The following is a 26,428-nucleotide window of genomic DNA, read 5'->3' on the forward strand; positions in this document are numbered from 1 at the left end:
GGGGCTGCGCGCGCGGCCGGACCTTGCCGGCCCGCGTGGAGCGCGGCTCAGCGCGGCGCGGCTCCGCGGCGGCTCACCTGTGTGTCGGGCGCGAGCGCTCGCGCAGGGCGCCCCGGTCAGGGCACGAGGCCTCCCGCATCGCGCGGCGCCCCCAGCATGCGCTTCAAGCGTGCCCGCGCGGTCCGCTCGGCGCGGCGCCGCAGGGGCTTCTGCTCGTCGGCCGGCACCGCTCCGTGGCGAGCCGCCGGCACGATCGGCAGCCCCATAACATCCGTGAGCGGGGCGACAGGCGCTTCGAGCTCCGGCTCCGCCAGCGCAGCGCCGAGCGCGGCGCGGACGCGCGCGGGGTCGAGCGTCAGGCACCACGTGACGATGCTCCAGGCGAGCGCAGCATGCCGCGCTTCGTCCGTCGCGATGCGCGCGAGCGCCCGCGCGACGGCCGGATCGGTCGCGTGGCGCTGCGCTCGTCGCGCGAGCGCCGCGGCGAACGTCTCACCGATGCAGCCGTCCGTGAAGCTCAGGTACGCGACGGCGGCGGCGTCGCCCGAGAGCGCGGTGGCCGGCAACGGCAGCTTGCCCGGCCCGAGCGGCAGCCCCGCGTACGTGCTCGCGAGACCGAACGAGAGGCGTGCGTGTTCGGTCTCGTCCTGCGCCGCGTGCTGACAAGCCACGAGCAAGTCGGCGGGTGCTCCGAGCGCCAGGAGCTCCAGCGCGAGCGCGGAGAACGTCGCGATCGAGGCGTGCTCGGCGAGCGCGGCCTCGAGCCACAGGGCGGCGAGCTCTTCACGCTCCCGGGGCGAAAGGTGAGCGACCAGCGCGGGATCGCTGATGTCCGCCCAGCCGCTCGCTTCGCGCGCCGCGGCGGTGATGGGGCCCTGTTCGTCTCGCAGCGGCCGGCCGAGCGAGTTGAAGATCTTGCCGCTGTAGATCGGAACCTTGAGGGTCAAGACCCACGACACTTCGACGCCGTGAGCCGGGAGGCCGTGATCGGCGCCGCTCATCGGGATCGTCACGCGCAGCCCCGTCCCCAGCACGGCGGCCGAGGCGAAGACGCCCGTGTGCAGTGCGAACGTCGACGTGTGGAGATCGCTGCGGGTCAGACCCGCGATGCCGAGCTCTCCACCGACGACGTTTCCGAGCTGAAACCCGAACGCCAGGCGCGCATAGTCGCCGGCATACGTCTGCGCCTGGAAGAAACCACCGTAACCGATCGAGCCCGGGTCTCCCTTCGGGAAGACCATGCCGCTGATTTCCGTGCCGACGCCGACCGGGCATTCGCCGCTGCCGACGGACAGCAAGAAGCCGGGGTTGAACGACCCCTCGGGCGCGGACGACGCCAGGGCCTGCGCCGGCGCCAGGAACGCGACCGCACCGACGACCTCGATCGCCACGAGCTTGTTCCTGCGTCTCATGTGCGTTGAACCTAGCAGAACGGGAGCCAGGGGGAGTTTGTCACGGGCTTGATCGAAGCATCGAGCGGCACGAAGCCGCCGCATCCCCACCGGAGAGCTCGAGCCGCTTCGTTCGGCGTCGAGCTTCACCTCGACATCGACATCGACATCGACCACCAGCTGAACGGCGGCGAGGAGCTTGCCCGGCGAGCGCTCGTGGAAGGTCTCTGCACGACGCTGCGGGTGCTGCCAGCAATCACCGGCAGCGACCATAACGTTCAAAACATATGAACCCTTGATGCACCAACAAGAGCCCACAGCCCCAGCGGGCTCACTCGTTCGAGCCATGTTATCCGCACCACGCCGGTAGGTATCCACGGGTCGCTCAAGACGTCATGCGAGGGATGCTCGACCAACCCAGCCGGCGTATACTGCGCGGTTCGGAGGTTTCGTTCGCATGCCCAACCCTTCTCGATCCCAGATGAACGGCACCTTCACAGGAAGGGATGGTGGGGCAAGAACCCGCCCTACCACGTGCCCGTCTTCGTGCTCACCCACCATGCCCGTGAGTCCTTCACCATGGAGGCGGAACGACCTTCCACTTCGTGACCGACGGCATCCACGCCGCGCTGGAGCGCGCGAAGGAGAGTCCAGGGAGAAGAGCTCCGTGAGAGTCATGGTGTTCGTCAAGGCCACGAAGGAGTCCGAGGCGGGGAGGATGCCGGGCGAGCAGGACGAACGCCTGCGCGCCGAGATCGAGCGGCAGCGGAAATCCTGAAGGTCGGGCTCCCCTATCGATGGCGGGTGTGTCGGCTTCGTGAATCCACCCGGCGCAGGTGGGCGGAGATGCGGCGCACCCGCACAGGAGGCCGGCGCGCGACCTGCGAAGGCGCGCGCCGGCCCGCCACGCGGCGCGCATTCGCGTTGACGCCATATCCGTGCGACGCTATCGCACCGCCCCATGAATGGGACGATGTCAAAGGCATTGACGGCGATTCTGCTCCTCTCGTGCGCGGCGCCGCTCGGCTGCGGCGCGCTCATCGCGTCGCTCGGCCCCGAGGAGAAGGCTCAGCTCGACGAGTTCGCGAAGAGGTACAACGACACGGCCGCCGCGTCGAAGAAGAGCCTCGACACGAACGAGGCGTATTTCAACTTGATCGTCGTGGCCGCGAGCTGTGCGGACAAGACCAAGCTGGCGGTGGCCAACGAGTGGATGGCCGAGACCGTGGACGGGAAGATGTCCGTGGAGCAGGCGCGTGACAAATGCGCCGAGATGCTGACGGCGCTCCGCAAGAAGGACTCGGGAGAGCAGGGCTGCGGCTTCGCCTCGCTCCGCGTGGAAGGCGGAAAGCAGCGCCCCGGCATGGACTGGACCACCTCCGTGAGCGGCGCCCTGAACTTCGATACGGTCGAGCGGACGAACCTCCGCGCCCAGGACGACGGCTCGCGCGAGCTCACGGCGTGCGACAAGGTGCCGGAGAAGGGCACGACGCCTGCCCCATCTGGAAGCCGGAGCTCGTCAAGGAGGCCGAAAGGATGTGCGGGGAGGGCGCGATCATCCTCTACACGGGCACGGACTGGAAGACGAACGAGGCATCGTCGACCGACGGGGACCGCTACCTGATACGCTACCTCGACGCGGAGTGCTGGTACCCGAAGGGGACGGTCGGCAAGGACTACAAGGTGCCGGCGGAGTGCGAATCTGGCGACACGCCGCCCGAGCCCAACCGATCGTGCATCACGTCGGCCGGGAAGCTCGTCATGAAGTGAGGCGTCGAGCCGCCGGAAGCGGGGATGCCTTCCGTCGACCTGACGAGGTCGCCATCCTGGGGTTTCGTTCGGTGGAGCGCATCCCGGTTCGCGTTATAGTGGCGCCCTTCGACGAGGGGGGCGCGACGATCCGTCGACGTGAACGAGCCGCCGACGCCCTGATGGAGGTGAACGGATGCAGACCTATGTGCTTGCGCTCCAAGAGGTCGATCGAACGAAGGCCTGCGTGGTCGGGGGAAAGGGCGCGAACCTGGGTGAGCTCTCCAGGATCGAGGGGATCCGCGTGCCCGCCGGCTTCTGCGTCACGACCGAGGCTTTCCAGCGGATCATGGGAGAAGCGCCGTCGGCCGGCGGGCTCCTCGATCGGCTGTCGTCGCTCGCGGCGGAGGACCGGGACGGGATCCGGGAGCTCAGCGCCGAGCTGCGCCGGATCATCGAGGGGACGGCCATCCCCGAGGACCTACGAGAGGCGCTCACCCAGGCTCTTTCCACGCTTGGCGCGGGCGACGCCTGCGCCGTACGGTCCAGCGCGACGGCGGAGGATCTGCCAGGGGCTTCCTTCGCGGGCCAGCAGGACACGTACCTGAACGTCCTCGGGACGCAGGCGATCCTGCAGCACGTCCGCCGCTGCTGGGCGTCGCTCTTCACCGAGCGGGCGGTGACCTACCGGATCCAGCACGGCTTCGATCACCGCAAGGTCCACATGGCGGTGGTGGTGCAGAAGATGGTCTTCCCGCAGGCCGCCGGGATCGTCTTCACGGCCGATCCCGTCACGTCGAACCGGAAGGTGTCGTCGATCGAGGCAGGCTTCGGCCTGGGGGAGGCCCTGGTCGCCGGCCTGGCGAGCGCCGATCGCTACAAGGTGCGGAACGGCCAGGTCATCGAGAAGGCGATCGCCAGGAAGACGCTGGCCACGCGTGCCCTTGAGGAGGGCGGCACCGAGGAGCGGGCGATCGAGCCCGAGCGGCAGGACGGGCAGGTGCTGACCGACGCGCAGATCCTGCGGCTCGAGCGCCTGGGCCGGCAGATCGAAGGGCATTTCGGCCATCCCCAGGACATCGAGTGGTGCCTTGTCGACGAGGAGCTCCACATCGTCCAGAGCCGGCCGATCACGACCCTGTACCCCATCCCCGAAGCCGGTGATCAAGGCAACCACGTCTACATCTCGGTCGGCCATCAACAGATGATGACCGACCCGATGAGGCCCCTCGGGCTGTCGTTGTTCCAGCTGACCTCGGGTGGCCGCATGCTCCCGGCGGGCGGCAGGTTGTTCGTCGATCCCACGAAGCAGCTGGCCTCACCGGCCAGCCGGGACGCCCTCCTGGAACTCCTCGGGCGCTCCCATCCGCTCCTCAGGGACGCCCTCGCGACGATCCTCTCGCGGGGAGACTTCATCGAGCCCTTGCCCGACGATCCGGCGGCCCCGCGCCCCGGCCAGGGCAAGCAGGCGCCCGGGCGATTCGACGCGCAGGTCGAGGACGACCCGGCGATCGTCGCGGAGCTGATCGAGCGCACCCAGGCCTCGCTCGCGGAGCTGAAGCGCGACATCCGGACCAGGACCGGAACGGCGCTGTTCGACTTCATCCGGGAGGACATCCAGGGGCTGAGCAAGTCCATGTTCGGTCCGCGGAGCATGGGCGCGATCATGGCGGGCATGAACGCCTCCTCGTGGATCAACGAGAAGATGATGGCGTGGCTCGGCGAGAAGAGCGTCGCGGACACGCTCTCCCAGTCCGTGTCGAACAACATCACGTCGGAGATGGGCCTCGCGTTGCTGGATGTCGCCGACGTGATCCGTCCCTATCCGCAGGTGGTCGCTCATCTGCAGAACGTGAAGCACGATGGCTTCCTGGAGGAGCTGGCCGCGCTCGACGGCGGCAAGGAAGCCCGGGACGCCATCCAGGCTTACCTCGACAAATACGGGATGCGATGCGCGGGGGAGATCGACATCACGAGGGCCCGCTGGAGCGAGAAGCCGGCGACCCTGGTCCCCTTGATCCTGAGCAACATCAAGAACTTCGAGCCTCGTGCCGGCGCGCGGAGGTTCGAGCAGGGGCGGCAGGAGGCCTCGCAGCGGGCGCGAGCGCTGCTCGATCGGTTGAGGCAGCTGCCGGACGGGGAGCAGAAGGCCAGCGAGGCCCAGCGGATGATCGACCGGCTCCGGACCTTCATCGGTTATCGCGAGTATCCGAAGTACGGCCTCGTCAATCGCTACTTCATTTACAAGCAGGCCTTGCTGCAAGAAGCCGAGCGGCTCGTGCAGGCCGGCGTGATCCACGACGCCGAGGACATCTACTATCTCACGTTCGACGAGCTCCGCGAGGTCGTGCGCACCCATCGGCTGGACGACCGGATCGTCGGCCAACGGAGCGCGGAACACGAGCTCCACAAGAAGCTGTCGCCGCCGCTCGTCATCACGTCCGATGGGGAGATCGTGGCAGGCGCGCGCGAACGAGCCGATCTCCCCGCCGGAGCCCTCGTCGGCCTGGCGGTCTCCTCCGGCGTCGTCGAGGGACGAGCCCGCGTCCTCCTGGACATGGCCGACGCGGAGCTGGAGGCGGGGGACATCCTGGTCACCACCTTCACCGATCCCAGCTGGACGCCCTTGTTCGTGTCCATCAAGGGCCTCGTGACCGAGGTGGGGGGCCTGATGACCCATGGCGCGGTGATCGCCCGTGAATACGGCTTGCCGGCGGTCGTCGGCGTGGACAACGCGACCAGGCGGATCCGGGATGGGCAACGCATCCGCGTGCATGGAACGGACGGGTATGTCGAGATCCTGACCTGAGGATGCCTGGGGCCGAGGCGTGTGTTGACGCGCGGGCGCTCGCGCTCGCCGGCGAGCGGCGGGCGCGGGCGCCGCGGTGCGTGGCCGTCGGGCTCGGGATCACGGTGCCGACCGTACACAACGTCCATTTTTACACCGACGCGGCAGGGGCGCGGCACGGTACCTTCCAGGGGCCGCCGGTATCGGCGATCGTGGGCCTCGGCCTCGGCCTCGCGCTGCCGTGACCGGGCCGCGTCGATTCTCTCAAAACGCGCCCGCCGCGCGTCCACTCACCCCAGCGCATGTCCCTGCTCGCCACCGCGCCCGAAGGCCGGCCGCGCGCGATCTCCGCGCCGGGAGGCCCGGTCCCCTCCTTCGAGCAGCTCTTCTTCGAACACGCGCCGTTCGTCTGGCGCGCGCTGCGGCGGCTCGGCGTCCATGAAGCCGACGCGGAGGACGTCTGCCAGGAGGTCTTCATGATCGTCCACCGGCGCCTCGCGGGCTTCGAGGGGCGCTCCTCGGTCCAGACCTGGATCTACGGCATCTGCATCCGGGTCGCGGCCGACTACCGCAAGCGCGCCCACCGGCGCCGCGAGTCCACGCGCGCCGAGCTGCCCGACCAGGAAGCGCTCGAGGACCAGCACGGGGCGCTCGAGGACCGTCAGGCGCGCGCGCTCCTCGACGCGTGCGTCCAGACGCTGGACGACGACAAGCGCGCGGTGTTCGTGCTCTTCGAGCTGGAGGAGCTGCCGATGACGGAGGTCGCCGAGGCGGTGGGCTGCCCGCTCCAGACGGCGTACGCGCGGCTCTACGCGGCGCGCCGCGTGGTCGAGGCCGCCCTGCGGCGCGCCACGGCCGAGAGGAGGATGCCTTGAGCAAACCGAAGGATCCGCCGCGGCTCTTCGATGCGTCCTCGGACACGACCGACGCCGTGCGCGCCGTCCTGCGCGCGGGTCGGCGCGAGCTCCCCGGGCCTTCCGACCTCGCCCGCCTCGCCGCGCGCCTCCCGCTCGGGCCGCTCCCGCCCTCGGGCGCCGCGCCGCCGGCCGGGGCGCCCGAGGTCGCCTCGCCGCCCCCGTCGCCTCCACCCGCGCCCGGGCACCTCACCGCGGCCGCCGCGGGGCCTTCTGTGGCCGCCAGCGCGCTCGTCGGCGCGCTCCTCGGCCTCGGCGTCGTGGGCGGCGTGTGGTGGCGCGACGCCGCCACGGCGCCGCGCGACGCCGCGCTCACCGTCATCGCGAGCGCCTCTGGGCCGAGCGCCGCCGCGCCCACGAAAGCCCCCCCGCGGCCCGCGGAGCCCGGCCTCGACGGCCCCGGCCACGCGGTGTCGGAGGCGGGTGGCGGCGCGGCGCGTGAGCCCTCGAGCGCGACCGCGCCGCACGGCGAGCTCCTCCCGCGCGCGAGCGCCGCCGCGCCGCGCGCCGACGAGGCGGCGATCCCCGCGCCGGGCGCGCCGAGCGGCGGGGCTCCCCCGAGCGCGAGCCCTCCTTCCGCCGGCGCCGCCGGGGAGGCGGAGACCGAGGTCCAGCTGCTCCATCGCGCGCAGGACGCGCTCGCCACCGACGCTGGCTCGTCCTTCGCGCTCACGGTCGAGCACGCGCGGCGCTTCCCCGCCGGCGCGCTCGCTCAAGAGCGCGAGATCATCGCCATCCGCGCCCTGCTCGCCCTCGGCCGTGCGGCCGAGGCGCGCGCCCGCGCCGCGAGCCTGCTCGAGCGGTTCCCCGGCTCCGCGTACCGCGGCAGGCTCGAATCGCTCGGCCTCGAGGGATCCTCTCCAAAAAATTGAGCCTCTCTCTCCACGCACCAGGTGACCGCACGATGCGGTCCTCTCGGCGGAGAACACCCATGTCGAATCGCTTTTCCTCGCGCGCCTCGTTCCCGCGGCGCGCCGCGAACCTCTTCCTCCTCGCTTCGCTCGCGGCGACCTCGCCGCTCCTCGGCGGCTGCGGGATCGAGCTCCAGATCGGCGAAGAGCCCAGAGACGGTGATGGTCCCGGTACCGCGACGGGCACGGGCGGGTCCCCGCCGGGCGCCACCACCGCGACGGGCGCGGGCGGCGGCGCCACCACCGCGACGGGCGCGGGCGGCGGCGCCACCACCGCGACGGGCGCGGGCGGAGCTGGCGCCAGCGATGGCGGCGGCGGTATGCCGCCCACCGGCGGCGGTGGTGCGGGAGGCGGAGGAGAGAACCTCCCAGGAAAGCCGACCGATCCGGAGTGCGCGGACTCCGTCGCCTATCTCGCTCCGATCCAGGTGAAGACCCAGGCGCAGCTCGACGCGCTGCCGCTCATTCACAGCGCGGGCGACGTCGCGATCGACGGCAGCGTCGAGAACCTCCAGCACCTCAAGTGCCTGACCGGGGCGGACATCGTCGAAATCACGAGCGACGCGCTCGAGGATCTGAGCGGGCTCGAACGTCTGCAGGTGGTCACGAACGACCTCACCGTCATGAACACCGGAGTCTTGCGCTCCCTCTCGGGCCTCGAAGGGCTTCGTCACGTGGGCCGCTACTTCAGCATCCTCGACAACGTCGCCCTGCTCGATCTCCACGGCCTCGAGCTCTACGTCGAGGACTCGAACTACCTCGACATCATCGGCAATCTGAGCCTGGAGAGCTTGGACGGCCTCGGCATCACGGACGCGCGACATCTCTCCGTCAAAGACAACCCGGCGCTCGAAAGCCTCGACGGTCTCCGGGTGGAGCGAGTCGCAAACTTCTTGATCGCCGGCAACAGCTCGCTCACGAACCTCGACGCCCTGTCGTCGCTGACCGAGGTCCGAGAGCAGCTCTACGTCGGCCAGCATGCCGAGCTGCTGAGCATCGCTGGCCTCCACGGTCTCACGCGCGGCGCCACGGTGGCCATCGAGGACAACGACAAACTCCGCGATCTCGCCGGCCTGCACAACATGAGCGAGATAAGCGTACTTCACGTGAGCTGGAACGACGCGCTCGAGAATATCGACGCGCTCGCGGGCGTCGAGCTCGATGAGCTCTGGTTGGAGGGGAACGCCTCGCTCACGAATATCGATGGCCTACAGGACCTCACGAGCGTCCGATCCATTCTGATCCTCGGCGCGCCGGGCGTCACGTCCCTCCGAGCCCTGAGCAACTTGACGCGTGCAGATCACATCGCGATCCATGCGACGGGCGTGACGAACCTCGAGGGCCTCGAGAACGCCAAGATCGACGAGGAGCTCTCCGTCTCCGACAACGCCGATCTCGAGAGCCTCACCGGTCTCAACCCCGACAATCACGTCCTCAGGGCCCTGTGGGTCACCGGAAACCGGAGCCTGAGCGACCTCACCGGGCTCGAGATGCTCGAAGCCGCGACCAGCTACATCTTCATCCTTGACAACGATCGGCTCGTCTCCCTCTCGGGGCTCGACAACCTGACCTCGGTCCCCTCGCTCTTGATCAGGCAAAACCCGATGCTCACGAGCATCGCTGCGCTCGGCTCACTCGAGATCGTGGCGCAAGAGCTCTCGATCAGGGACAATGAGTCGCTTCCGACTTGCCAGGCCCAGGCCATCGCCGATCAGCTCGACCCCGGCACGCCCACCATCGAGGTGACCGGCAACTACGCGGGCGGCACCTGCGACTGATCCATTCCAGACTGCAAGCGTCGGGCTCAAACTACGCCGCGTGCCGGGGGGTCAAGTAAGAATGTCTTCTTCAGCGCGGCCCACTGCGGGGGCGCGCCGACGAGCATCACCTTCCGCACGTACCGGAACGGCAGCACGGGTGGGCGGACAAGGAGCTCGACTGGGAGTTGGACATCCAGCGCGACCTCGAGCGGCTGCGCGGCGAGGCGCGGCGCGAATCCCGCGACGGACACGGCCATCCTCGTCCACTGCAACAGCAACCGCGTCGTGCACGTCACCTACGAATAGGCAGCCGCCTGCTCGACGGGATCGATGTTCACCGCGCTCGTTCGGTCGCGCTCAGGACGCGAAGCTTGGTCAACGCCTGTGGCCATGCCCCCGCCATGGCTCACGAACGTGGTCGTGACCGAGGGTGCCGGGCTTCGTCACGGGACGAACGCGATGTCGTCCACCAGCATGTCGAACACGGTCGACTTCGCCGTGTGAAACTCGATCGAGTAAGCGTGCGCCGGGTCGAACGCCGGGGGCGCGGGCACGCCCCAGCCGTCCGTGCTGAGGATATCGAACATGACCGTGTACTGCGCCCACTCGGTCGTGATGTCGATCCCCTCGCCGAAGTGGTCGCCGCAGCCGGAGCCTTCACACACGCCGCCCTCGCGATCGGTGTTGCGGTCGGGGAAGTTCACGTAGATGTGCGTCGGCGCCGCCGCCTTGGCCCAGAACGTCAGGCCCGAGTAGGCAGAAGCGTCGTAGGTGAGCTTCGCGCCCCCCGGGGCGAAGTTCAGGTCGAACCCCATGCCGGCCCCCCTCGAGACGAAGCCGCTCCCCGCGACGTGAGCGGCGTACTCGCTCGGGTCGTGCCCGGGCGAGACCGGCAGGAACGGGCGGCCGGGCAGAGGGGTCTGCGCACCGCCCCGCGTGCCGTCGTTGTACGTGTACCAGCTGCCGACACGGTCCTTGCACCGGAGGATCGCGCCGTCGCCGTCCTCCAGGTCGTCGAGGAGCGCGGTGCAGGCAGGGATCTCGGGCTCCGCGTCCGAGCCGCCCGAGCCGCCGGCGCCGCCCGCACCCCCGTCCGAGCCGCCGGCTCCCCCGGCGCCGCCATCGCGGCCGAACGGATCCGGGTCGTATTCGCCGGGCGAGATGCCAAGGACGAGGCCGCATCCGCTCAGCGACACCGACGCGCAGAGGGCGACCGTGAGCACCTGGAAGCGCATCAGAAGCTTCCTTGCACGAGCGCGCCGCCCAGCGCGGGCGAAAGCCCGAGCGACGCGCCCTGGGTCGAGCTCTTCGCGGTGAGCCACAGCACGCCGCCGCCGGCGATGGCCGCGAGGCCGACGCCGAAGACGACGGTCGCGACGTTCGCGCGCGCCACGGCGCTGCCGCGGATGTCCATGCCGCGCCGATCGCAGCGGTCGCCGTTGCAGAACGGGCGCGACTCGTCGAACCTCGACTTCGCCGCGAAGCCGAGCCCCGCCCCGACGCCGACGGCGACGACCCCCGCGCCTGCCGTGACGAGCGCGATCGTGCGGCGGCCATCCCCCGCGCCGCCCGCGTCGCTCGACGCGGGGTCGTCCTCCAGCGCGCGCACGACGAGGGTCGAGGTCGCGCCGCCCGGCTTCACCTCGACCTGCGCAGTCCACGCCCGCTTGCCCGGCGCGCTCGCCTGGATCACGTGGGTCCCCGCGTCGACCGGCATGGGCACGCCCCACTGGCCGGGGCCGACCGGGGTGCCGTCGCGCTTCACCTCGAGGCCCGGCGTGCTCGCGGCCTCGACGACCACCGAGAGGCGCGAGACCTTCGGCTGGACGGCCGCCGCGCGCTCGCGCGCCTTCGCCTCCTTCTCCCGGTCGCCGCTCGCGTGCACCCGCGCGGCGACCTCGAGGAAGTGCGCCCACGCGGAGGCCATCTTGCCGATGCGCTCGTAGCAATCGGCGAGGAAGTAGCGGGTGTTGACGCTGTCGTAGAGGCGCAGGCTCTCCTCGTACTTGGGGCAGGCACGCGACGCCTGGCCGGCGTCGACGAGCGCTCCCGCCTCCCGGAACAGCGCCACGGCGCCCGCCTTGTCCTCGGCCCTCGCCGCGCGCCCGCCCGCGATCGCCGCGGCCAGGCCGATGCCGACCGCGCAGAGACGCGCGGCGCGCCCGCGCTTCGGTCGGCCTTTCGTCTGCGGCGGCTTCATCGTGTCGGCGAAGGTATCAGAAGACATCGCGCGAGAACGGGTCCGTGCTGGAGGGCCGCTTCCCCTGCGGCGCGCCGCGCTTCGCCGGCTGCGCCGAGCCGCCCGGCCTCGCTGGCTTCTGCGCGGCGGGGGCGCCCGAGGCGGCGGCGCGCGCCTCGGGCGGCGGCCCCTCGGCCGACGCGCCGGGAGCGGCGCCGGACGGCGGCACGGCGCTGGTGGCCGGCTCGACGGCCGCGTCCGGCGCGGCGCTCGGCTGCGCGGGGCGCGGCTCCGGGACCGCGCCCTCGGGGCCCGCCGGCGACGCCGTCTCGCGCTCGATGTCGCGCGGAGCTCGGTCCGACAGGCGCCAGAGGAGCAGGCCGCCGCTCGCGAGCACAAGGCCGAGCCCGATCGCGGCGGCGCGCCTCTCGCGCGACGCTGGCTTGCGGTTCGTCGTGCCGAGCGGCGCGATGGTGAGCGCTCCCCCGCCGAGGGGCACGGTCGACGCGGGGAGGGTCGCCCCGGCCGCGGTGACCGCCGTGGCGGTGCGAGAAGCGCCGGGCGGCAGCGCCCCGGCCGGCAGCGCGCCGCGCAGCGCGCCGAAGAGGCGCTCGGCCGCCGCGCGCGCGTGCGGCGGAGCGAACGGCACCAGCGCGAGCGCGAGATCCGCGACGGTCGGGAACCGGCGATCGCGATCGCGCGCGATCGCCGCGAGGATCACGTGCTCCAGCGGCTCCGGGAGGTCCGGGCGGAGCGCGCGCGGCCGCTGCGGCTCGCCCTGCGTGACCAGGTAGACCAGCTGCGCGAGCTCGTGCGCGAAGAACGGCGTTCGCCCCGTGAGCAGCTCGAAGAGGACGACGCCCAGCGAATAGATGTCCGCGCGGCCGTCGACGTCGCTCGAGGAGCGGAGCTGCTCGGGGGACATGTAGAGGGGCGAGCCGAGCACTCCCCCCACCCGCGTCAACGCGTGGTCCTCCGCGTGCGTCATCTTCGAGATCCCGAAATCGAGCACCTTGACGCACGGCGAGCCGTCCGCGTTCCGCGTGACGAACAGGTTGCTCGGCTTCACGTCCCGGTGGACGATGCCTTGCGCGTGCGCCTCCGCGAGCGCCTCGCAGACCTGGAGCACCAGCTCGACCGCCACGGGCACCGCGAGGCGCCCGCTCTCCGCGAGCACGGCGGCGAGGTCCCTCCCCTCGAGGTGATCCATCACCATGTACGGCGCGCCGCTCTCGAGCGTGCCGACGTCGGCGACGCGCACGACGTGCTGGCTGCGGACGCGCACGGCGGCGCGCCCCTCCCTCAGAAAACGCTGGAGGATCTCCGGATCCCGCACGTACTTCGGCAACAGCACCTTGATCGCGACGCGCTCGTCGAGGGCGAGGTGGCGCGCGGCGACGACGAGCCCCATGGCGCCCCGTCCGAGGACGCTCTCCACGCGATACTTGCCGAGGAGGACATCCCCGGGGGCAATCGTGGTCTCGTCAGGGCTCGACATGGCACGCCAGCGCGGAAGAAGGGCATCCACTATGCCACGTCACGGTCAGAGGCTCATGCAATTTTCCACCGCGCCGGCCTCAGCCGGGCAGCGCTGCCATGGATTGGCCTATCCTGCCCTGCCGCGACCGCTCTGCTCCCGACGGGTCGCGACCCGCCGGGAGCAGCGCGACGACGACCGAGTCTTCAGCGAAGGCCGCAGCGCTGACGGGCCCTTCCATTCCTTCCACCGACTGTTACGAAATGACACGCTCTCACCGATTGTTACGAAACGACACACCTCCTCGCCCAGCGCTCGGGCTTGCCTCGATTACGCGCCTCGATTTCTGTTCTACTCGTCGGCTGCTATTGATATAGCGATTAGCGAGGTAGCCAATGACCACCACCCTTCGATTCGTCGCGCCCGCCGCCGCTTCCCTCGCAACCGTGTTGCTCGCGATCTCGCCGTCATTGGCGGCTTCGTGGCAGACCCGGGTCAACTACGGCGGGAACACGCCCATGGACCTCTACGTCCCGGACAAGGTCGACGCCTCGCCGGGGGTCGTGGTCTCGCTGCACTACTGCAGCGGGAACGCCGGAAACGCTCACGGCTGGTTCCAGGGTCTGGCGGATCAGCACGGCTTCCTCATCATCACGCCGCAGGCAGGCGGCAACTGCTTTGACGCGACGCCCGCGCGCAGCGGTGAGCGAGAGGCCATCACCAAGATGGTCCAGTATGCCATCACACAGCACCACGCCGATCCGACCCGAGTCTTCGCTGCGGGGGCGTCTTCCGGCGCTTGCATGACGAACGCGCTCCTCGCGGCCTACCCCGACGTGTTCGCTGGAGGTTCGGTGCTGGCCGGTGTCCCCGCCGGCGCTTGGACGGGAGGCAACGCCTATGGCTGGATGACCCCTCCCGACAGGACCGCCCCCGAGTGGGGTGACATCGTGCGCAAGGCGGCTCCGGGCTTCACCGGCGCACGGCCTCGCGTTCAGATCTGGCACGGAACGGCTGACACCACCCTCAACTACGAGCCGAACTATAAAGCCGAGATCGCGCAGTGGACGGACGTCTTTGGTTTCGGTCATTCGGACAGCAAGACGAGCATCTTCATGGGCTCCCAAGATACATGGCATCGGTACTCTTACACGAACGCCGCGGGCACGCTCCTCCTGGAGGCGAACTACGCGGACGGTGCCCCGCACGATCTCTCGGGGCGCGGCTTGTGGAAGGACGTCGTGCGCTTCTTCGGGCTCGATATGGATCCTCCACCCCCCGGGGACGGCGCGGGCGGCGGTGATGGCACCGGCGGCAGCGACACATCGACCGGAGGTGGCAGCGCCTCCGGCGCAGGCGGCGAAGGTGGCAGCGCAAGCGGCGCCACGTCAGGCACGGGTGGCGACGCGAGCGGCAGCACGGGTAGCAGCGGAGCGACCACCGGAGGCGCGGCGCAAGGCACCAGCGGAGCCACCACGGGCGGCTCGACGAGCAACGCGGGTGGGAGCACCGCCTCCGGAGACAGCGATCCGACGACGACAGGCGGCGACAGCGCGTCGGACGACGGTGGGTGCAGCTTCAACGCGGCCTCCGGGGGTCAGCTGCCCGGCGGCCCGCTCGTCGGATTGCTCGTGGCAGGGCTTGGCGCGGTGGTCCGCCGCCGCCGCCGATCTGCTGCGTGAGCGTGAAACGCCGGCGAAGAAGCTCGGTCTACAGCGGCTTCCGCCCACCTCTGCTACGTGCAGAGCGAGAGCCAGAGCAAGTCTGGAAAAATTAGCCCTGTGGGCACACGCATCAACATCGATCCTGGACCTGGTTGGCTTGGAGCGAAGAGACGCGAGAGAGCCGCGAGCGCCAGCGGCACGCCGCCCGGTGCGCCGCTGGCGCAGCGGCTCGTGCTCAGAACGCGAGCGGGAGCCACAGTCGGCCGTCGCCGGACTTCCCCCAGCAGTGCACCCGGCCGTCGGTCTTCATCCCGCAGGTGTGGAGGTAACCGGCGCTCAGGCTGACGAAGGTGCCTTCGGGATCCTCGGTCTGCCCGTCCACGTTGTATCCCCAGCAGTGCACCGTGCCGTTCGTCCGCACGCCGCAGGTGTGAAGGTGGCCCGCGGCGACCTGGGTGTAGGTGTCGGAGGACGGGGGATCCGTCGCCTGGCCCTGGTCGTTGAGCCCCCAGCAGTCGACCGCACCTCCCTCCCTCACACCGCAGCTGTGAAAGCCGCCCGCGCTGACCTGGACGAAGTCACCCGCGGGGCTCGTGGACTGACCCTCTCCATTGTATCCCCAGCAGTGCAGCTTGTGGTCCGTCTTCACGCCGCAGTTGTGTGCGCCGCCCGTGCTGACCTGGAGGAAGTGGAGGGAGCTCTCCGGATCCGTGGCTTTGTTGGCGGTGTTGTCCCCCCAGCAGTTCACTGTGCCGTCCGCCTTCACACCGCAGTTGTGAAACGACCCCGAGTCGATCTGGATGTAATTGCCGGCGGGCTTGGTAACCTGCCCATAGCCGTTGTCCCCGAAGCAATCCACGGATCCGGTCGACCTCAGCCAGCAGGTGTGGTCCTGGCCCGCGCTGGCCTGCGTGAAGGTGCCGGCAGGCTCCAGGGCCCGGCCCCCCGACCGGTCCCCCCAGCACCTCGCCGAGCCGCTCGCGTTCACGCCGCAACCATGCTCGGTGCCCGTGCTGATCTGAGAGAAGCTCTCCGACGGCGGCGCGGTTTTCTCCGCATCCTTGTCGCCCCAGCAGGCCACGAGGCCGTTCTCCGTCACGCCGCAGGTGTGATTCCTCCTCGTGTCGATCTGGACGAAGGTGCCGTCGGGAGCCGAGGTCTGTCCGAGGCTGTTGCTCCCCCAGCACTGGACCCTGCCATCGGTCCTCAGCCCGCAGCTGTGGTTCAACCCCGCGGTGACGTGAGCGAAGCGGCCGTCGGGGCTGTCGGATTGGTTTGATCCGTCGCTCCCCCAGCAGTGCGCGGCGCCCTCGGTCGTCAGCCCGCAGGTGTGCATGTAGCCCGCGCTGACCTGGGTGAAGCGGACCAGGAACGTGGGGTCGGTGGCCTGGCCTTCGACGTTGCGCCCCCAGCAGTGCACCGTGCCGTTGGTCCTCACGCCGCACGTGTGAAAATCACCCGCGCTGACCTGGGTGTAGGTATCGCTGGTCGACGGATCGTCCGCCTTGCCCGAGCCGTTGTCGCCCCAGCAGTGGACCGTGCCGTCCGTCTTGACACCGCAGGTGTGAATGCTGCCTGCGCTGATCTGGTTGTAGGTGCCCGCGGGATCCGAGCTCTGGCCGTGGCTGTTGCTGCCCCAGCAGTGGACCGTGCCATTGTACCGAAGCCCGCACGTGTGGCTGTTGCCTGCGCTGAGCTGCTTGTAGGTACCGGACGGCTCCGTGGACTGGAGAACGTTGTCGCTCCCCCAGCAGATCACCGCGCCGGAAGGGGTCAGCGCGCAGGAATGGTGGAGGCCCACCGTGACCGTGCTGCGCCCGAAGATCGAGCCGGCGGCAGGGTCAGCCTCATCGTCCCCCCAGCAGTCCACTGCGCCGCTCACCTTCAGACCGCAGGTGATTCTGCCGTTCGTGCTGATCTGGGAGAAGCTCCCCGTCGGATCCGTCCCGCCGCCGTCGTCGTCGCTCCCCCAGCAGTTCACCGAGCCGTCCCTCCTCGTCCCGCAGGTGTGGACTTCGCCCGCGCTGACCTGGATATAGGTCTCGCTCTGCGGGGGATCTGCCGCCTGGAGCTCCACGTTGCGCCCCCAGCAGTGGATCGTGCCGTTCTTTCTCACACCACAGGTGTGCGCGCTGCCCGCGCTGAGCTGGGTGTAGGTGTCGCTGACCGGGGGATCCGCCGCCTGGCCCTGGGCGTTGCTCCCCCAGCAGTGGACCGTGCCGGACTCCGTTACCCCGCACGTGTGCCATCCACCCGCGCTGACCTGCACGTAGTTGCCGGTCGCTGGAGGCGTGGCCCTGCCGTTCGTGTTGCTCCCCCAGCAGTGGACCGAGCCGTTCGTCCTCACGCCGCAGGTATGAAAGCGGCCAGCGCTGACCTGCGTGTAGGTATCCGCGGGAGGCGGCGGCTCCCAGGGGTGCTCGGGCCCGGGCACAGGCGGATCCGTGGCCTGCCCATCGGCGTTGTAACCCCAGCAATGGACCGTGCCGTTCGTCCTCACCCCACACGTGTGCCATGCGCCCGCGCTGACCTGGAGATAGGTGTCGTCCGTCGCGGGGTCGGTGGCCTGGCCGTGGATGTTGCTCCCCCAGCAGTCGACCGTGCCGTTCGGCTTCAGGGCGCAGGCGTGTCCGTCGCCCGTGCTCACGATGGGCTCCTCGGACGCCGCATGGATCCGCGTGTCGTCGGCGCGGAGGCCCTGCGCGGCCTCGTCGAGCTCGCCGCCGTCCACGTCGGGCTCTCGCGGCGATTCGCCGAGGCACCCGAGGAGAGAGAATGTGATGACCTTCAGCGCGACCAGGGCTCCAAGCCGCTGGCCACCCCGCTCGCGCGCTCGCAAAGTCCGTCGTCTTCCAGGCACATGGGTCGACATAGGTCCTCGATGGCTCTTTGTTCTAGTTTCAAGAAAGCAAGCGCTTCAAGAGCAGGCTCCACACACCGTTCGAGACTGCATTTCCGCGCTGCGGCGTTCTGCGGAGCGCTCCGGCGCTTCCCGCCAGGGCTCTCGCGGTGCCTCGCCGGTGGCGGCGAGGCACCCGGGCGTTCCGGGCGTTTGATCAGCAACCCTCGGGCCAGGACACGCAAGAGGGCATTCAGGCCCGTTCACGCGACGGCGCCGGTCGAGGGGCTCGCCGCCGGGCGTGACATGTCGCGCTCGCTCCGTGACATGTCACGCTCGCTCCGTGACATGTCACGCCCTCCCCGTGACATCTCTTGCCGGGCTCCCCCGCGGTCGGCGGGAGCCGCGGTGAAGAGAACCGCCGCCCCGCAGCCTCTGGAGTCGACGCGGCCTCTTCGATGCATGGACGAGCCGTCGATCCAGCATCACGTTTCAGGAGGAAGTCGGCCCGCGTAAAAATGCTCAGTCAACCCGGGGCAGGTCCCGCGATGGGGCTTGACGTTTCCGAGACGTTTGGATTTCCTTCCCCCATGAAGACGGCTTTCCCTCGCTTCAAACTCGTTGCATCGACGGCGCTCCTCGTCGCGGCCGTCGCGTCCTGCAGCGGCGAAGATGCCGATCCTGGCACGTCAGGTTCGTCGGGCGGCTCACCGCCAGCCTCCGGGTCGGGCGGGACGGGTGGAACAGCCGCGAGCAGCGGCGTCGGGGGCTCAGGTTCGGACGCCTCGAGCGCCGGAGGAACTGGCGGCAGCTCCACGGGCGGTTCGTCCGCGGTCGGCACGGGCGCAGGGGGCGGCGGATCGGCAGGCACGACATCCGGGGGTTCGGGTGGGTCGACACCCGAGACGGGCGATCGCTCGCCGGAAGGCACCTGCGCGCGCTTCAACGCCGACACCGCCGACATGAGCGAGGGCACGTGGAGCGGCTCGCTGGATCCCGAGTGCGACCCGGGAGACATCTCTGCCGACGGTCGAGCGAACGCGCTCCGGCTCTTCAACCTGTACCGCTGGCTGGCGGACCTGCCCCCGGTCGTGACCGAGCCCACCCGCGACGTGCAGGCCCAGGCCTGCGCGCTCATGATGGACGCGAACAATTCGCTCTCGCACGAGCCGCCGGAGAGCTGGAAGTGCTACTCGAAAGCAGGCGCGGACGGCGCGAGGACGAGCAATATCTCGAGTGGCCCCGGCGTCGCGAGCGTCCTGGGCTATTTGATCGACCCCGGGAACGAGACGACCTTCGGCCACCGGCGCATCATCCTCGCGAACGATCTCGGCCCGATCGGCCTCGGCTCTACCGGCAAGAGCGGCGCCTCCTGCATGCAGAACATCGGAGGGACGGGGCGCGCCGGCAAGGAGTGGACGGCCTGGCCACCGCCCGGGGTGTTCCCGATGCAGGCGTACGGCGACCGCTGGAGCTCACTCAGCGACACCGGATGGTCGATCCAGAGCGAGGACATCGAGCTCGAGGACGCCGAGGTCACGATCACGAGCGGCGGAGCCCCGCTGGCCGTCGACGTGGAGCCGCTCCAGGGGCGCTACGGCTCCACCAACGCCATCCGCATCGTGCCGAACGGCTGGGACCCTGAAGCCGGCAACACCTACTCCGTGAGCGTCTCCGGAATCTCGGCGACCATCGCGTACGACGTCGTGTTCGTCGACTGCGAATAGAGGATCTCGTTCTCCTTCAGCTCCGGCAAGAACATCATTTCGGGACCTTGACGTCGAGCTTGCCGAGGCGCGCGAGCAGCGGCCCCCGATCCTCCATCGCCGCGCCGACGAGCCTCCGCGCAGACGCGTCGTCGAGCTTCGGGACGGCGCGCGCTGCGAATCGCGCCTCGTCCGCGGCGGGGACCTGGAAGATCAGGTGGTAGACGCCGCTGCTCGAGACCGCGAGCACGCGCTGCGTCTCCCCCAGGCCGAGCAATCGACAGAGCGCCGCGGCAAGGAACCCTGCGGCGGCGCGAGCGAGAGCGCCGCCGCGAAACGAGAGCGAGACGTGGTGCTCTCGTCCGGCCTCGCCGGCCTCGGCCACGGTATACACCACGGCGATGTCGGCGGACGTGATGAACGCATTGCCCTCGGCGAACGGGTCCGCGGGCGGGCCCCCGCCGGGGCGCTTGAGCGCGGTGTCCTTGGCGCGGCCGAGCCCGCGCGAGAGCTCGATCAGGTGGTCCGGCGAGAACAGCCGATCGTAACGCGGCCGCTTCGTCGCGAACCGGTAGACAAGGAACACCACGAGCCCGACGAGCAGCCATTTCAGCATCGGACCTTGCACCTCCGCGCCCATGCGCCGAGACAGACCATCACGCCCGCGGGGAGCGGCTCATCGCCGCAGCATGCGCCTTCTTTCGTCCCATGGCGAGGTATCGTGCCGGTCCTCGGGCGATTCGTCCATGGGGTTTCACCTCTTCCGTCACCCCTCGCGCCTCCGCGCCTCACGCCCTTGCAGCTCGGCTTGCCTGATGGCGCGCGTTGCTGCGACGTGGGCAGGCGCGCCGCCCGGCGCGGGCTCACCTCCTCGACGTCGTACCCGGTGGGCCGTGGCCCTCATTGGGTGGAGATCCTGACCTTCCCGTGATCCGAGCGCCGCGCGCGACGGCCCCGCGCTGGCGAAACTGGCGGCGCGGGTGGCGGCCGCCAGGTCCCGGAGCGCGGAGAGGGCCCAGAGATCCCGAAAAAAGGCCGCGGCATACCGTTCGCAATACGTGCCCACCGAAGCGCCGCGAGGTCCGACCCCGCGCTGGTCCCCGCCGTTGCGGGGCAGCGCGAGGCCCGGGAGCGGCGTGCTGGCCCGAGCCGGCGCCACGCGCCGCGCTCGGATGGAGGCACCCATGTCGGTTCGTCATGCCATGTCCATGAGTTTCCCTGTCCTCGCGCTCGCCTGCTCCACCGCGCAAGGCGCCGCCCCGGAGCCGCCGGAGAGCACCCCACCGCAGCACGACGGCGCAGCGGCGCCGGCCGGCTCGACGAGCGCGAGGAGCTTCGTCGACGCCGCGTCGTACTTCACGAGCTCGGCCGAGATCGACGCCTGGTACGAGCTGCTTCGCGAGCTGAACGACGACTTCGACGTCGTGTGCGGCGACACGTTCTGCGAAGGCGATTTCAGCAACTACGAGCCGCTTCGATTCCGTTGCTCCGTCGAGGAGCACGCCGGGACGATAGGCCGCTGTGTATGGATCCTCGCCGCGAGCAACGAGGAGATCGTGCCTCCCACGGGCGATGTCGAGGTCGACGCGAGGGTCTTCCTCTGCGAGATGCCCATCGCCCCGGACACGGCCGTGACCGACCTCGTCGAGGCGCTCTCGGCGGCGGCAGGTCGGGCGATCGACGCGGAGCTCCCCGGAACGGACCGATCGCTCTACGACGGCCTCGTCGAATGCCTCTGACAGCCCGCCGGCGCCGCCGAGCTCGGTCGTCGCGCCGCGCTGGCGCCGCCTGACGCCCAGCGCGGACCGAAGCGCGCAGGCGAGACGAGCTGGCTCGCCGGGCGAGGAGGCGTGGCGCTCAGGAAAGGCCCGTCGGGCGAGCGCTTCCGGCGCCGCCCTCGCCCGTCACCGGCTCGCCTTCGGCGAGCAGCTGCTTGAGCGTGGCGAGATCGACGGGCTTCACGAGGTGCTCGTCGAACCCGGCTTCACGCGCCCTCTCGCGGTCGCCCTGCTGCCCGTAGCCGGTGAGCGCGATCAGATAGACGTTCTTGTGCTGGGGTTTCTCCCGGACGCGGCGCGCGAACTCGAGGCCGTCGATCCCCGGCAGCCCGATGTCCACGATGGCCACGTGCGGGAGCACCTCGTCCATGAGCTCGATCCCCGAGATCCCGTGAGACGCCGAGTGACACTCGAAACCGGCGCGCGAAAGGAGCGCGCAGAGCGCCTCGCGGCCGTCGTCGTTGTCCTCCACGACGACGACCCGCCATCTCCTGGGGATGTTCGCGAGGAGCGAGCCGCGCGCCGCCTCCTGCTCGGAGGACGGCTCGGAGATCGGCAGCCGCACCTCGAACTCGCACCCCTTGCCCTCTCCCTCGCTCCGCGCGCTCACGGTGCCGCCGTGCTTTTCAACGAGGCCCCGGACGAGGGTGAGCCCCACGCCGAGCCCTCCCGCCGATCGGTCCAGGGTGCGGCTCGATTGCACGAAGAGCTCGAACACCGTGTCGAGCATCTCCTTCGGGATCCCGACGCCGTCGTCCTTCACGCGGACCACCGCGTGTCCGTCCACGCGCCTGGCCTCCAGGGTGACATGACCCCCACGCGAGGTGTACTTCGCAGCGTTGTTGAGCAGGTTCACGTGAACCTGCTGGAGCCGCGCAGGGTCGCCCTCGACCCAGATCGGCTCTCGATCGACGGCGACCGAGAAATGGACGCCGCGCGTGTCCATGAGGTTCTTGACCGCGTCGGCGGCGTCCTTCACCACCGTGCCGAGGTCGAGCACGCGCCTTCGGAGCTCGATCTTGTTCTGCGTGACGCGGCTCGCCTCCAGCAGATCGTCGAGCAGGCGCGCCATCTGCGCGGACTGACGCTCGAGGATCTGGACGACCTTCTCGTCGATCCCGGACGCGCCGTCCGGCGCGGAGCAGTCTTCCTTGAGCAGCGCCGTGGCGTGGACGATCGCGCCGAGCGGGTTGCGGAGCTCGTGCGACAGCATGGCGAGGAACTCGTCGCGCCTGCGCACGGCGTCCTTGATCTGCTCCTCCGATCGCTTCTGCGCGGTGACGCTCCGGAAGATGCCGATGATACCGACGATGTGGCGCGCCGCATCGATGAGCGGGAGCCGCGTGACGAGGTCCCACTCCACGACGCCGTCGTGCCGCACGCGCTTCTCCAGCTTGTAGTGCTGCGCCTCGCCGGTCCGCAGCACCACCTCGTCCTCCTGGTGAACGGCGAGCGCCGCCTCGTACCCGGGCAGCTCGAAGCCGGTCTTGCCCGCCGCTTCGCCTGGATCGGAGAGGCCGAGGCGCTCCGCCATGGCGTTGTTCGTGCGAATGAACCGGCCGCGCGCGTCCTTGAAGTAGATCGCGTCGGGAACGCTGCGAAGCAGGCTATTCAGGAGATAGCGCTCGTGGAAGAGCGCGTCCTCCGCCGCCTTCAGGCCGCTCACGTCGATGAGCGTGAGCACGACCCCCGCGATGGTGCCCTTGGCACGGTAGGGGAGGACGCGAAGAAAGAACGAGCGGCCATGCCGGTCGCGCAGCTCGCGCTCCACGCGCTCCCCCGTCGCGAGCACGCGCTTGAGATCCGCGGTGAGCTCCGGGTGGTCGACAGCATACGTGAACGTCTCGATCGGCCTGCCGACGTCCTGCAAGAGCAGGTTGAAGCTCTCCGCGATCTGCGGCGTGAATTTCCTGATCTTGAGCTCCCTGTCGAGGAAGATCGTGCCGATGTCCGTGCTCGACAGGAGGTTCTCCATGTCGTTTCCGAGCTCGGTGAGATCGGCGATCTTCCGCTGGTACTCCGCGTTCACCGAGTAGAGCTCCTCGTTGACGCTCTGGAGCTCCTCGTTCGTGCTCTGGAGCTCCTCGTTGGAGGCGAGGAGCTCTTCGTTCGCCGCCTGCAGCTCCTCGTTGCTCGCCTCGAGCTGCTCTGTCATCGCCTGCAAGGTCTGCTTCGTGTGCCCGAGCTCCGCCTCGAGCGCGCCGAGCTGCTCGCGCGATACGTCGTCGAGGTCGATCTCCATCTCCGGCATCGCCGCCCGCCGCGGCGCCCCGTCGATCGCGTCGAAGGTGATGAGGACGTGGGGCAAAGTGCCTCGCCGGCTCTCGACGCGGCGCATCGTGATCTTGTAGGTGCCGCCGTCCGCTTGCACCCCCTTGAACACGATCGCCGTGCGCTCCTTGAGGACGCGCCGGAGGCCCCCCGTCAGCACCATCTTGAGGTCGCAGTCCAGCATCTCGAAGGCGTCGAGCCCCTGCCTGCCATCCTTGACCTTGAGGAACCGGCTCGCGCCGCCGAACGCGTGGACGAGCTCCCCTGCGTCATTGACGAGGAGGCCCGGAGGCATGAACTCGTCGAGCAGCGCGTCGTAGGTCCCGAGCAGGTGCGACGCCGGGTGGCGCGCGACGGGCGCGGTGATCCCCGAGCGCGGGGCGCTCCGGGCCTTCGGTGATACCGCCTGAAAGCGGGGCTCGACCTGCATCCGCCGGTCGCTGTACTTCCGGTAGATCCGCCATTGCTTGTCGACGATCTCGAAGTCGTGCGCGAGGTGCCCCGGCGTCTCGCTGGGCCCGAGGAAGACAACGCCCCCGCGGTTGAGCGCGAAGTGAAAGAGGCTCAGGACCTTCTGCTGCACCGCCGGCTGAAGGTAGATGAGCACGTTGCGGCAGCTGATGAAGTCGACGCGCGTGAACGGCGCGTCCTTGATCACGTTGTGGTGCGCGAACACCACCGCCTGGCGGAGATCCGGGACGATCTGGTAGCTGCGTCCGCGCCGGATGAAATGCCGCTCGAGCCGCTCGGGCGAGACGTTCACCACCGCCTCTTCCTCGTAGAGCCCGCGCGTCGCGACCTCGAGCGATCCATGGTGAACGTCGGTCGCGAAGACCTTGAACGGGCGGTGGCCGCCCGCGGACGTGAGCTCGTGGAGGAGGATGGCGAGCGAATAGACCTCTTCGCCCGTCGCGCAGCCGGCGACCCACACGCGGAACGGGGCGTCCCGCGGCCCGGCGCGCAGCAGCTCGGGGAGCACCGAGCGCTCGAGGATGCCGAACGCTTCCTCGTTCCGGAAGAAGCGCGTCACGCCGATGAGGAGATCACGGTAGAGCACGTCGAGCTCGCTCGACTTGCTCTTCAGGCGCTTGACGTACTGTTCGATATCGTCCGTATGCGCGAGCTGGATCCGCCGCTCGATGCGCCGCGTGACGGTGCTCGGTTTGTAGTGCGTGAAGTCGATTCCGAACTGCTCCTCGAGCATCCTGTAGACCGCGCTCATCCCCTGATCGACGCTGGCCGCGTCCCGCTCCGGCCGGCGGCCCCTGGACCTCACGTGATCGAGGAGGACGCGCGGCATGTCCTGGGGAGGCAGGACGCAGTCGGCCACACCGGCGTCACGCGCGGTCTTCGGCATCCCATCGAACTGCGCGCTGTCGACGTCCTGCACGACGACCAGCCCGCCCGCCTCGTGAACAGCGCGGATCCCCCGTGAGCCATCGCTGCCGCCCCCGGAGAGGACGACGGCGATCGCCCGCGGGCCGCAGTCCTGCGCGAGGGATCGAAAGAACACGTCGATGGGCAGCGCGAGCTCCTGGTCGCGATCCCTCTCGCTGAGGAGGAGGCGGTCTCCGGCGATGATCATCTCCTTCTTCGGCGGGATCAGGTAGACGTGGTCGGGCTGGACCAGCATGCCGTTCTCGACGAGGTGAATGGGCAGCTCGGTGCGGCGCCCGAGGATCTCGTCCATCAGGCTCTTGAAGTCCGGCGACAGGTGCTGGACAACGACGAAGGCCATCCCGCTCTCCTTCGGGATGTTCGCGAAGAAGTGCTCGAGCGCCTCGAGCCCCCCCGCCGAAGCGCCGATCCCTACCACGTAGGGCGCCACCTCTGGCCGGACTGTGCGGGCTCCTGTCTTTGTGGCGTCGCGCACCTCGCGCTCGATCGACATGGCCGACCTCGACGGCAGCAAGCGTGCCCAGGCTGTGGCCGCTCGCGAACGCCTTCACCGGGCCAAAATCCCCGGAATTCAGGCGGCGGGTGGACGTCGGACGTGTGGCAAATTGCCTCGCTGCGCGCCACATGTGGTGGTCTTGCGGCGTCGCAACGGCTCCTGGACGGTGGTGATCGTGTGCAGGGAGCGAGGCTCCCTCTCTGGCGTGGCTCGTCAGACGGCGGCAGGCGAGCCCTTCGTCGAAGTCTCCGGAGCCCCCTCTCTCGAGGTCGAGCACGTCTGGGGAGCATCGTCCGTGGCGTCGCGGGCCACGCCCCCCGGCCGCCGGAACGCTGCCAGGATCTGCCGCAGGTACCCCTCCGGGAAATCGACCCCGACGAGCCCGTAGCAGGGCGGCTTCTCCCCCGCCGGCCGGTACGCCGTCCCGAAGAGCCAGTCCCAGACGGCGAGCTTCGTCCCGAAGTTGAAGCCGTACCCGGTGAAGACGCCCGAGTGGTGCCACCGGTGCATCTCGGGCCCGTTGATCACGTACTGGAGCGGGCCTGTCCGGACATCGATGTTCGAGTGGATGTACATCCCCCACACCGCGTCGAGCGTCGCCTTCATCAGCGCGACCTCGGGCGCGGCGCCGAGCAGCACGATCGGCGCGAACTCGACCGTCTGGTTGATCAGGATCTCGATCGGGTGCGACCTCGACCCCGCGAGCCAGTCGACGTCCTCCACCGAGTGGTGCGCCTCGTGCGTCCGCCAGAGGATCGGCGACCAGTGCTGGAGCCGGTGGAACCAGTAGATGTAGAAGTCGTGGACGACGAAGAAGAACAGGAGCTGGGCCCACACCGGCCAGCCCTCGACGAGCCGGAATCGCCCCGGCCCGACCGCCCCGTCGATCGCGCGGATGATTGCGTCGATGACGAGGCCGAGGACATAGCTCTGCGCCAGCGTGTACAGGAAGAAGTCGTTGAACCACCCTTTCCGGAAGAGCCGCTGGCCCGGGTCGTACGGGAACAGCCGCTCCAGGCCGATGAGCACCCCCGCCGCGCCCGCGATGAGCAGCGGCGAGAGCACCCTCCAGTCGCCAAGCACGTCGAGCGACATCGCCCCTCACCC

19 protein-coding genes and 1 pseudogene are annotated in these 26,428 nt (G+C 69.7%); 11 read left to right on the forward strand and 9 right to left on the reverse strand.

Features of this window, described 5'->3' with window-relative positions:
- Positions 1–116 precede the first annotated feature (116 nt).
- A complete protein-coding gene (locus WMF22_RS22825) occupies positions 117–1,769 on the reverse strand; it encodes a ferritin-like domain-containing protein (RefSeq protein ID WP_438037022.1) in 1,653 nt (550 codons plus the stop codon).
- A gap of 123 nt (positions 1,770–1,892) precedes the next feature.
- On the opposite strand from WMF22_RS22825, the pseudogene WMF22_RS22830 reads away from it, so the two are divergent.
- The 8 genes and pseudogenes from WMF22_RS22830 to WMF22_RS22865 form a co-directional block, all read left to right on the forward strand.
- A pseudogene (locus WMF22_RS22830) lies at positions 1,893–2,047 on the forward strand (dihydrofolate reductase family protein); the annotation flags it as partial.
- Positions 2,048–2,364: 317 nt separating this feature from the next.
- Positions 2,365–3,015: a hypothetical protein gene (locus WMF22_RS22835; RefSeq protein WP_438037023.1), complete on the forward strand. Its 651-nt coding sequence runs from the start codon at positions 2,365–2,367 to the stop codon at positions 3,013–3,015.
- Positions 2,928–3,161, forward strand: a complete 234-nt coding sequence (locus tag WMF22_RS22840; RefSeq protein ID WP_438037024.1) for a hypothetical protein — start codon at positions 2,928–2,930, stop codon at positions 3,159–3,161. The genes WMF22_RS22835 and WMF22_RS22840 overlap by 88 nt, the downstream gene beginning before the upstream one ends.
- Before the next feature lie 175 nt (positions 3,162–3,336).
- Positions 3,337–5,949 carry a rifamycin-inactivating phosphotransferase gene (rph, locus tag WMF22_RS22845; RefSeq protein ID WP_438037025.1) on the forward strand — a complete coding sequence of 871 codons (2,613 nt, stop codon included), beginning with the start codon at positions 3,337–3,339 and terminating at the stop codon, positions 5,947–5,949.
- Between the two features lie 2 nt (positions 5,950–5,951).
- Entirely contained in the window at positions 5,952–6,173 is a 222-nt protein-coding gene (locus WMF22_RS22850) for a hypothetical protein (RefSeq protein WP_438037026.1), read from the forward strand.
- Between the two features lie 57 nt (positions 6,174–6,230).
- Positions 6,231–6,803, forward strand: coding sequence for an RNA polymerase sigma factor (locus WMF22_RS22855; protein WP_437301184.1), 573 nt, complete (start codon positions 6,231–6,233; stop codon positions 6,801–6,803).
- Entirely contained in the window at positions 6,800–7,714 is a 915-nt protein-coding gene (locus WMF22_RS22860) for a hypothetical protein (RefSeq protein WP_438037027.1), read from the forward strand. Before WMF22_RS22855 ends, WMF22_RS22860 begins: the two co-directional genes overlap by 4 nt.
- A gap of 59 nt (positions 7,715–7,773) precedes the next feature.
- Positions 7,774–9,531 (forward strand): hypothetical protein, encoded by a 1,758-nt coding sequence (locus WMF22_RS22865; protein WP_437301186.1) that lies wholly within the window; start codon positions 7,774–7,776, stop codon positions 9,529–9,531.
- A gap of 26 nt (positions 9,532–9,557) precedes the next feature.
- Here the strand turns inward: WMF22_RS22865 and WMF22_RS22870 are convergent, their stop codons facing one another.
- From WMF22_RS22870 to WMF22_RS22885, 4 genes are all read right to left on the reverse strand, one after another.
- Positions 9,558–9,764: a hypothetical protein gene (locus WMF22_RS22870; RefSeq protein WP_438037028.1), complete on the reverse strand. Its 207-nt coding sequence runs from the start codon at positions 9,762–9,764 to the stop codon at positions 9,558–9,560.
- Positions 9,765–9,956: 192 nt separating this feature from the next.
- Positions 9,957–10,748 carry a hypothetical protein gene (locus WMF22_RS22875; RefSeq protein WP_438037029.1) on the reverse strand — a complete coding sequence of 264 codons (792 nt, stop codon included), beginning with the start codon at positions 10,746–10,748 and terminating at the stop codon, positions 9,957–9,959.
- Positions 10,748–11,740 (reverse strand): hypothetical protein, encoded by a 993-nt coding sequence (locus tag WMF22_RS22880; protein WP_438037030.1) that lies wholly within the window; start codon positions 11,738–11,740, stop codon positions 10,748–10,750. The genes WMF22_RS22875 and WMF22_RS22880 overlap by 1 nt, the downstream gene beginning before the upstream one ends.
- Entirely contained in the window at positions 11,730–13,190 is a 1,461-nt protein-coding gene (locus WMF22_RS22885; protein ID WP_438037031.1) for a protein kinase domain-containing protein, read from the reverse strand. The genes WMF22_RS22880 and WMF22_RS22885 overlap by 11 nt, the downstream gene beginning before the upstream one ends.
- Before the next feature lie 374 nt (positions 13,191–13,564).
- Here WMF22_RS22885 and WMF22_RS22890 point away from each other — a divergent pair, with 374 nt between their 5' ends.
- On the forward strand, positions 13,565–14,851 hold the full coding sequence (locus WMF22_RS22890; RefSeq protein ID WP_438037032.1) for an extracellular catalytic domain type 1 short-chain-length polyhydroxyalkanoate depolymerase: 1,287 nt from the start codon (positions 13,565–13,567) through the stop codon (positions 14,849–14,851).
- Between the two features lie 217 nt (positions 14,852–15,068).
- On the opposite strand, the gene WMF22_RS22895 is transcribed toward WMF22_RS22890, so the two are convergent.
- Positions 15,069–17,672, reverse strand: coding sequence for an RTX toxin (locus tag WMF22_RS22895; protein WP_438037033.1), 2,604 nt, complete (start codon positions 17,670–17,672; stop codon positions 15,069–15,071).
- Positions 17,673–18,262: 590 nt separating this feature from the next.
- Here WMF22_RS22895 and WMF22_RS22900 point away from each other — a divergent pair.
- Complete coding sequence (locus WMF22_RS22900) at positions 18,263–19,399, forward strand: CAP domain-containing protein (RefSeq protein ID WP_437301214.1); 1,137 nt, start codon at positions 18,263–18,265, stop codon at positions 19,397–19,399.
- A gap of 34 nt (positions 19,400–19,433) precedes the next feature.
- Here WMF22_RS22900 and WMF22_RS22905 read toward each other — a convergent pair whose 3' ends face one another.
- Positions 19,434–19,994 carry a hypothetical protein gene (locus WMF22_RS22905; RefSeq protein ID WP_437301215.1) on the reverse strand — a complete coding sequence of 187 codons (561 nt, stop codon included), beginning with the start codon at positions 19,992–19,994 and terminating at the stop codon, positions 19,434–19,436.
- 586 nt (positions 19,995–20,580) lie between these two features.
- Between WMF22_RS22905 and WMF22_RS22910 the strand changes: the two genes are divergently transcribed.
- A complete protein-coding gene (locus WMF22_RS22910; RefSeq protein WP_438037034.1) occupies positions 20,581–21,117 on the forward strand; it encodes a hypothetical protein in 537 nt (178 codons plus the stop codon).
- Positions 21,118–21,235: 118 nt separating this feature from the next.
- Here WMF22_RS22910 and WMF22_RS22915 read toward each other — a convergent pair whose 3' ends face one another.
- The gene (locus WMF22_RS22915; protein WP_438037035.1) at positions 21,236–25,318 is read right to left on the reverse strand and encodes a chemotaxis protein CheB; all 4,083 of its coding nucleotides are present in this window, start codon (positions 25,316–25,318) and stop codon (positions 21,236–21,238) included.
- Positions 25,319–25,534: 216 nt separating this feature from the next.
- Positions 25,535–26,416, reverse strand: a complete 882-nt coding sequence (locus WMF22_RS22920; protein ID WP_437301218.1) for a sterol desaturase family protein — start codon at positions 26,414–26,416, stop codon at positions 25,535–25,537.
- Between the last annotated feature and the right edge of the window lie 12 nt (positions 26,417–26,428).

Source organism: Sorangium sp. So ce204, from assembly GCF_051526795.1.
Lineage (GTDB): Bacteria > Myxococcota_A > Polyangia > Polyangiales > Polyangiaceae > Sorangium > Sorangium cellulosum_B.

What these genes read in the sequence shown, in the direction of transcription:
- WMF22_RS22835 (WP_438037023.1), top strand. Translation starts at nt 2,365, where the DNA reads ATGTCAAAGGCATTGACGGCGATTCTGCTCCTCTCGTGCGCGGCGCCG.
- WMF22_RS22840 (WP_438037024.1), top strand. Translation starts at nt 2,928, where the DNA reads ATGTGCGGGGAGGGCGCGATCATCCTCTACACGGGCACGGACTGGAAG.
- rph (WP_438037025.1), top strand. Translation starts at nt 3,337, where the DNA reads ATGCAGACCTATGTGCTTGCGCTCCAAGAGGTCGATCGAACGAAGGCC.
- WMF22_RS22850 (WP_438037026.1), top strand. Translation starts at nt 5,952, where the DNA reads ATGCCTGGGGCCGAGGCGTGTGTTGACGCGCGGGCGCTCGCGCTCGCC.
- WMF22_RS22855 (WP_437301184.1), top strand. Translation starts at nt 6,231, where the DNA reads ATGTCCCTGCTCGCCACCGCGCCCGAAGGCCGGCCGCGCGCGATCTCC.
- WMF22_RS22865 (WP_437301186.1), top strand. Translation starts at nt 7,774, where the DNA reads ATGTCGAATCGCTTTTCCTCGCGCGCCTCGTTCCCGCGGCGCGCCGCG.
- WMF22_RS22875 (WP_438037029.1), bottom strand. Translation starts at nt 10,748, where the DNA reads ATGCGCTTCCAGGTGCTCACGGTCGCCCTCTGCGCGTCGGTGTCGCTG.
- WMF22_RS22880 (WP_438037030.1), bottom strand. Translation starts at nt 11,740, where the DNA reads ATGTCTTCTGATACCTTCGCCGACACGATGAAGCCGCCGCAGACGAAA.
- WMF22_RS22885 (WP_438037031.1), bottom strand. Translation starts at nt 13,190, where the DNA reads ATGTCGAGCCCTGACGAGACCACGATTGCCCCCGGGGATGTCCTCCTC.
- WMF22_RS22890 (WP_438037032.1), top strand. Translation starts at nt 13,565, where the DNA reads ATGACCACCACCCTTCGATTCGTCGCGCCCGCCGCCGCTTCCCTCGCA.
- WMF22_RS22900 (WP_437301214.1), top strand. Translation starts at nt 18,263, where the DNA reads ATGAAGACGGCTTTCCCTCGCTTCAAACTCGTTGCATCGACGGCGCTC.
- WMF22_RS22905 (WP_437301215.1), bottom strand. Translation starts at nt 19,994, where the DNA reads ATGCTGAAATGGCTGCTCGTCGGGCTCGTGGTGTTCCTTGTCTACCGG.
- WMF22_RS22910 (WP_438037034.1), top strand. Translation starts at nt 20,581, where the DNA reads ATGTCCATGAGTTTCCCTGTCCTCGCGCTCGCCTGCTCCACCGCGCAA.
- WMF22_RS22915 (WP_438037035.1), bottom strand. Translation starts at nt 25,318, where the DNA reads ATGTCGATCGAGCGCGAGGTGCGCGACGCCACAAAGACAGGAGCCCGC.
- WMF22_RS22920 (WP_437301218.1), bottom strand. Translation starts at nt 26,416, where the DNA reads ATGTCGCTCGACGTGCTTGGCGACTGGAGGGTGCTCTCGCCGCTGCTC.